At 71.8% G+C, this 6,637-nt stretch carries 6 protein-coding genes and 1 pseudogene; 5 read left to right on the top strand and 2 right to left on the bottom strand.

Annotated features, from left to right (window positions below; all coding sequences use genetic code 11):
• Positions 1–576: SDR family oxidoreductase (locus VF697_RS25890; RefSeq protein WP_331099388.1), on the bottom strand; the 576-nt coding region annotated here is incomplete at its 3' end.
• A gap of 109 nt (positions 577–685) precedes the next feature.
• Between VF697_RS25890 and hemG the strand changes: the two genes are divergently transcribed.
• Together hemG and VF697_RS25880 are read left to right on the top strand one after the other, a co-directional pair.
• Positions 686–2,050: a protoporphyrinogen oxidase gene (gene hemG, locus VF697_RS25885; RefSeq protein WP_331099387.1), complete on the top strand. Its 1,365-nt coding sequence runs from the start codon at positions 686–688 to the stop codon at positions 2,048–2,050.
• A 276-nt stretch (positions 2,051–2,326) separates the two neighbouring features.
• Positions 2,327–3,373: a sensor histidine kinase gene (locus VF697_RS25880; protein WP_331099386.1), complete on the top strand. Its 1,047-nt coding sequence runs from the start codon at positions 2,327–2,329 to the stop codon at positions 3,371–3,373.
• 23 nt (positions 3,374–3,396) lie between these two features.
• Here the strand turns inward: VF697_RS25880 and VF697_RS25875 are convergent, their stop codons facing one another.
• The gene (locus VF697_RS25875; RefSeq protein WP_331099385.1) at positions 3,397–4,602 is read right to left on the bottom strand and encodes a type II secretion system F family protein; all 1,206 of its coding nucleotides are present in this window, start codon (positions 4,600–4,602) and stop codon (positions 3,397–3,399) included.
• Positions 4,603–4,758: 156 nt separating this feature from the next.
• On the opposite strand from VF697_RS25875, the gene VF697_RS25870 reads away from it, so the two are divergent.
• The 3 genes and pseudogenes from VF697_RS25870 to VF697_RS25860 form a co-directional block, all read left to right on the top strand.
• Positions 4,759–5,199 carry a CoA-binding protein gene (locus VF697_RS25870; RefSeq protein WP_331099384.1) on the top strand — a complete coding sequence of 147 codons (441 nt, stop codon included), beginning with the start codon at positions 4,759–4,761 and terminating at the stop codon, positions 5,197–5,199.
• Between the two features lie 112 nt (positions 5,200–5,311).
• The gene (locus VF697_RS25865) at positions 5,312–6,085 is read left to right on the top strand and encodes an ROK family protein (protein WP_331099383.1); all 774 of its coding nucleotides are present in this window, start codon (positions 5,312–5,314) and stop codon (positions 6,083–6,085) included.
• Positions 6,086–6,160: 75 nt separating this feature from the next.
• A pseudogene (locus VF697_RS25860) lies at positions 6,161–6,637 on the top strand (DNA ligase-associated DEXH box helicase); the annotation flags it as partial.

The following is a 6,637-nucleotide window of genomic DNA, read 5'->3' as shown; positions in this document are numbered from 1 at the left end:
GGGGCCGCCCATGTCGGTCTTCACCCACCCCGGGCTGAGGGCGATGGTGACGAAGCCCTCGTCCCGCAGCTCCAGGTGCATGTTGCGCATGGCCATGTTCAAAGCGACCTTGGAGATGCGGTAGCCGTACATGCCGCCCAGGTCGTTGGCGCCGACGGAGCCCAGGGCCGAGGAGATGTGGACGATGCGCCGGGAGGAGCCACGCCGCAGCGCCGGCAGCAGGGCGGTGGTGAGCCGCAGGGTGCCCACGGTGTTGGTGGTGAACGTCCTGGCCATGTCCTCGTAATCGAGCCCGCTCAGGGGTTGGTGCGCTCCCTTGATGCCCGCGTTGTTGATGAGCACGTCCAGCGGCGGCCCCTCGCTCACCGCGGCGGCGAAGGCCTCCACGCTGTGGGCAGCCGAGACGTCGAGCGCATGGATACGCAACCGCCCCCCCGACTCGACGGCGAGCCCCTGGAGCTGCCGCGCTTCGGCGGGGGCGCGAACCCCCGCCTCGATGGTGTCTCCTCGGACGAGAAGCTGACGAACGAACTCAAGACCCAAACCTCGACTGGCTCCAGTGATGGCATAGCGCATGGCGCCCATTAATGGGGTCGGTGGGGGCAAAAGGCACGACGCCATGCGGCACTTGACCCACGAATGATGACCGGTTGAAACCGGTATTGCACCGGGAGTGGAACCAATCATGCGCGTCGTAATCGTCGGAGGCGGAATCAGCGGGCTGGCGTTGGCCTACGGACTGCATTCGCGGGGGACCGAGGTGACGCTGCTGGAGGCGGGCCCCCGTCTGGGAGGCAACATCCAGTCGCGGCTCCAGGACGGGTTCCTCACCGAGGCGGGTCCCAACAGCTTCGTGGACCGGGAGCCCACGCTGCGCACCCTGGCGGCGAGCCTGGGCATCGAGGACCGCATCCGGACGGCGGACCCGTCGGCGAAGCGTCGCTATGTCTACACACGGGGCAAGCTGAGGACGGTGCCCATGTCGCCGCCGGCCTTCCTGAAGTCGGACGTGCTGCCGCTGGGGGCCAGGCTGCGGATGATGGGGGAGCTGTTCACCCCGCGAGCGCCCGAGGGAGACGAGTCGCTGGCGGCCTTCGGGCGGCGGCATGTGGGGCGCACGGCGACGGCGGTGCTGGTGGACGCGATGCAGACGGGCATCTACGCGGGCGACATGGAGGCGCTGAGCGTGGCCGCCATCTTCCCCAAGGTGGTGGAGCTGGAGCGCAAGCACCGCAGCCTCGTGCTGGGCATGGCGCGCACGCAGGCGGCGGCGCGCAAGGCGCTGCCCGCGGGCGAGGGCGCGACGAAGCCCTCGGGAATGGTGTGCTCGTTCGACGGGGGCCTGCAGGTGCTGGTGGACGCGTTGGCCCGGAAGCTGGGGCCAGCGGCGCGCACGGGAGCGCGGGTGGTGGAGCTGCGGCGCGAGGGCGACGGCTGGCGGCTGGCGGTGGAGGAGCACGGACAGCGGGCGGAGCTGGCCGCGGACCGGGTGGTGCTCGCGACGCCGGCGTACGTGGCGGCGGAGCTGCTGCGCCCGCTGGACGAGAAGCTCGCGGCGCGGATGGAGGGCATCTCCTACGCGCCCGTGGCTGTGGTGCACCTGGGCTTCGCGCCGGGCTCCATGCCGCCTCCGGACGGCTTCGGCTTCCTCGTGCCCACGCAGGAGCGGCGGCGCGTCCTCGGCGTCATCCACGCCTCCTCGACGTTCCCCTGGCGCGCCGAGGGCGGACGCATCCTCCTCACGTGCATGGTGGGCGGGGCGAAGCGACCCGAGCTGGTGGAGCTGGACGCCGCGGCGCTGGTGACGCTCGTGCGCGAGGAGCTCCGGGAGCTGGCCGGGGTGACGGCCGAGCCCGTCTTCACCGAGGTGGTCCACTGGAAGCGGGGCATTCCCCAGTACCACGTGGGCCACCTGGCGCGGGTGGCGGCCATCGACGAGGGCGTGGCCCGCCTGCCCGGGCTGCACCTCACCGGCAACGCCTACAAGGGCGTGGGCCTCATCGACTGCATCCGCGAGGCCCACACGCTGGCGGACACCCTCACGCGCTGAGACGCTCGGGGGACCGCTCACCCGCGGCGCGCGACCGCTCGGCGCGACGGTGCCCCATGTCAGAGCCGGGCGAGACACTCTCCGGATGACCTCTTCCCCTCCGGAGCACCCCATGGCCTCGCCCCGCCGTGCCCTGCTCGTCCCCCTGGCCGTCCTCCTCTTCCCCCTCGTCCTGCTGGGCGCGCTGGCCCTGGGCGCCACCGCGTCCCGGGAAGCCGGGGCGTGAGCCTCTCCGCCTGGGCCAGGGCCGGGTGGTATGCTCGCCCCCGGTCCTCCATGAACGAAGGCTCCATCGTCCGCGCCACCCTCAAGGCGCTCTTCGTGCCCAGGCGGCTCATCCCCATCGTCCTCATCAGCCTACCGCTGGTGGCCGCCCAGGCCCGCTTCAGCCACCAGTGGATGGCCGGGCCACTGGGCGTGCTGATGTGCCTCGTCTTCGTGGCCGTGGCCCCGGTGTCCTACCGCGTCCTCTTCCCCGAGGGCCTCGACTTCAGCCACGGCGGCATCCGCCTCCTCCTCTACGCCACCGTGGGCGTGGGCGTCGTCCTCTCGGTGGGCGTGGTGCTGCCCCAGTTGGTGCGGCTCGGGCCCACCTTCCTCACGGACCGCTACAGCCTCGCCGTCTGCATGGCCCTCTTCCTCGTGGGCGGCTGGGGCCTGGGCCGGGACATCGGCTTCGAGGAGAGCCTCGCCCACGAGCGCGCCCGCGCCGCCCGGCTCGAGCTGGAGGCCGAGCAGGCCCAGTTGCTGGCCCTGCGCAGCCACCTGGACCCGCACTTCCTCTTCAACACGCTCAACGCCATCGCCGAGTGGTGCCGGACGGATGGCGCCGTGGCCGAGGCCGCCGTGCTGCGGCTGTCCGCCATGCTGCGCCACGTGCTCGCCGGGGTGCGCGCCGCCACCTGGCCCCTGGAGCGGGAGCTGGAGCTGGTGCGCACCCTCTTCGAGCTGCACCTGCTGCGAGACCCGGACCTCTTCCAGCTCTCCGTGGAGGTGGACGCGGGACTGGAGTCCTTCCCGGTGCCACCGCTCGTCCTGCTACCGCTGGCGGAGAACGCGGTGAAGCACGGGCCCGCCGCGGGCCACCGGGGGCGCATCGACCTGAGCGTGAAGGCGCATGGAGACGTGCTCGTCTTCACCCTGGAGAACCCCGGGGCCTCCAAGGGGCCTCGCGAGGGCAGCAGCGGCCTGCCCACCGTGGAGCGCCGACTCGCCCTCGCCTACGCCGGCCGCGCGAGCCTCGCGCTCACCCGCGAGGGCGAGCGCACCCGCGTCACCGTCACCCTCCCCCGCTCCGGCCCCGTCCCCGGCGTCGTCACCTGAGCGGTACCCAGGAATGCCCCGTGTCACTCGCGGGACAGGTCCTTCAACGCGTGCTGGTAGCCGCCGTGGAGCTGGACGACCTTGCCGATGTTGGTGGCGAAGAGGAACGCCGACAGCAGGGCGATGACCACGAACATCAGCGTCCGCAGCCAGCGCATCGCCGACTCCGCGTGCTCGCGCGCGAGCTGGGCGAGGATGGGCTCCAGCTCTCCGGTCCGCTCCCCGGTGGAGACGCGCTGGAGCGACTCCCCGTCGAGCACGTCGAGCCACTCCACCACATCCGTCAGACTGGCGCCGGAGCGCAGGCGATGGACGGCCAGCCCCGCGCGCCTGCGCAGCAGCACGCTGCCGGTGGACTCCAGCGCCATCTGCAGGCTCCGCGCCGCCTCCAGCCCCGCCCCGAGCGCCGCGCCCAGCACCAGGCTGAAGCGGCTGGCGTGCAGCCCCCGGTGCACGCGCCCGAGCAGGGGAAGGTGCATGCGGAGGCCCGCCCAATGGGGCTCGAGGGCCGGAAGCGCCAGGACGAGGGGCACCACGAAGACACCCAGCCCGAGGGACGACACCCAGAGCACCTTCTGGAGGAACTGGGACAGGAAGATGCCCCCGATCGACTCCGGCTGCTGCCCGGAGCCCATGAGGCCCGTCGCGGTGCCCAGGAGCGAGCCGCCGATGACGTACACGCCCAACAGGTAGGCGGGATAGAGGCAGAGCGAGACGGCGCGCCAGCGCAGCCGCTGTGCCTCCTGCAACTGCTCGACGATGCGCGCCAGGGCCGCCTCCAGCGTCCCCGTGGCCTCCGCCGCCGCGAGCAGCTCCACCGTCTGCGACTCGAACCAGCCGGGGAGGCGCCGCATCGCCTCGGCGAGACCGGCCCCCGCGGCCACGGCCTCACCCACCTGGGCCACGGCGCGACGGAACGGGTCCCTCGCCGCGCCCCGCGACAGCTCGGTGAAGGCGACGGGCAGGCCCACCCCCGCCCGGATGAGGCCGTGGAGCCCCTGGAAGAAGGTGAGCCGCGGGCGGTACCGCACCATCGCCACGAAGGGATGCCGCGCCCAGGCCCGGGCCAGCCATCCCTCGCCCTGGGGCGCGGAAACGGGACGCCGGGCCGTGCGGACGGCGGTGCGCACCGGAGCGCCCGCCGCGCCGTCCTGGGGCCTGTCCGCCGAGCCGGAAGACCGAGCCGCCGAAGCCGGAGGAGCCGCGCGTGGAGGGTGGGGCTTGTTCATGGGGTAGCCCTGGCTCTACCACTGGCACGGGTCGGGAGGAAACCGGCCCCCCTGCCCACCGCGGTGTCGGTTGGCGTACCCCGCCGGACGGGAGCGGTTGAAGCACACCGGACCTCGCCGCTATCAGCGCTGAGCACCCCACTCCCGGAGCCCGACATGGACTGGAAGGACAACCTCCTCACGGATGATGCGCGCATCCACGCCCTGCTCAAGGGCGCCCGTCGCATCGCGGTGCTCGGCATCAAGTCGGACGCCGAGGACACCAAGCCCGCCCACGCCGTCCCCCACTTCCTCCAGAAACGCGGGTACGAGATCCTCCCCGTGCCGGTGAAGGACGTGGGCGCCACCGTGCTCGGCCAGAAGCCCTACCGCACCGTCGCCGAGGTGCCCGGTACCATCGACATCGTCGACGTCTTCCGCAAACCGGAGGACATCGACCAGCACGTGGACGACCTGCTCGCCAAGAAGCCGAAGGCCGTCTGGTTCCAGCTCGGCATCCGCAACGACGCGGCCGCCGAGAAGCTCGCGCGCGCCGGCATCCAGGTGGTGCAGGACCGATGCATGAAGATCGAACACCACCGGCTCGGCGAGGCGTAGCGGCGCGCCCCGCGCATGTCCGCTCGGATACGCGCGCGACACCTGACACCCTCAGACCCGTTGCCGTCCGACGGACGAGCCCTACACTGGCGCTCCACCGCTGGAGGTATGGATGGCCCCCGCAGCTTCCCCACGCCCCTCCCCTCGCAAGAAGACTCCCCGGGAGACCGCCGCGTCCGCCGGTCTCCGGACGTTGGCCATCGACATCGGAGGCACGGGCCTCAAGGCGCTCGTCCTCGGAGCGGACGGAAAGCCGCTCACCGAGCGGCAGCGGGTGGCGACTCCGAAGCCCGCCACGCCCAAGGCGGTGCTCAAGGCGCTGACGAAGCTGATTGAACCGCTCGCCCCGTACGATCGCGTGGCGGTGGGCTTCCCCGGCGTGGTGGTGGAGGGGGTGACGAAGACGGCCGCCAACCTCCACGAGGACTGGAAGGACTTCGATCTCGCCCGGACGCTGTCCCAGGTCACGGGGCGCCCGACGCGCGTGCTCAACGACGCGGGAGTGCAGGGCTTCGGCGTCATCGAGGGGCGCGGGGTGGAGATGCTCATCACCCTGGGCACCGGCATGGGCTGTGCGCTGTTCGTCGATGGCAAGTACGTGCCCAACCTGGAGCTCGCCCACCACCCGTTCCGCCATGGGAAGACCTACGAGGAGTACGTGGGCAACGCCGCGCTCGAGCGGGTGGGCCGCAAGAAGTGGAACAAGCACGTGCACCGGGTGGTGGAGCAGATCCTCCCCATCTGGAATCCGCGCATGCTCTACCTGGGAGGCGGGAATGCCCGGCTCCTCGACATCCTGCTCCCCCAGAACGTGAAGATCACCGAGAACGTCGCGGGCCTGCTGGGGGGCTTCGCGCTCTGGAAGGACGAGGCGCCCCCTCAGTAGGCGAGAAGGCGAGCCCTCCGCGCCCGGCTCGTCCCGTCGCCGCGCCGCCCCGTGACCGTTATCCCAATGGGGCGGATGAACGTCTCCCCTTCACTCGACAGGCCACCGCTGGTGGCGGTGACCCCCGAAGGGCTGTTCTGCCCCCTGGGAGGCTTCCACATCGACCCCTGGCGGCCCGTGGCCCGCGCCCTCATCACCCATGCCCACGGCGACCACGCCCGGTGGGGAAGCGAGCACTACCTCGGCGCGAGCCCCTCCCAGGGTCTCCTGCGCAAGCGCCTGGGGGCGGACGCGGACATCGCCACGCTCGAGTATGGCGAGCGCCTGTCCATCGGCGAGGTGACGGTCAGCTTCCACCCCGCGGGCCATGTGCTGGGCAGCGCGCAAATCCGCATCGAGCACCGGGGCGAGGTGTGGGTGGTGTCCGGCGACTACAAGCGAGACCCGGACCCGACGTGCCTCCCCTTCGAGCCCGTCCGCTGTGACACCTTCATCACCGAGGCCACCTTCGGGCTGCCCATCTACCGCTGGGACGACACGCGGCTCGTCGCC

This window comes from Archangium sp., assembly GCF_036388035.1.
Taxonomy (GTDB): domain Bacteria; phylum Myxococcota; class Myxococcia; order Myxococcales; family Myxococcaceae; genus Archangium.
This window is presented reverse-complemented; position numbering and strand designations above follow the sequence as displayed.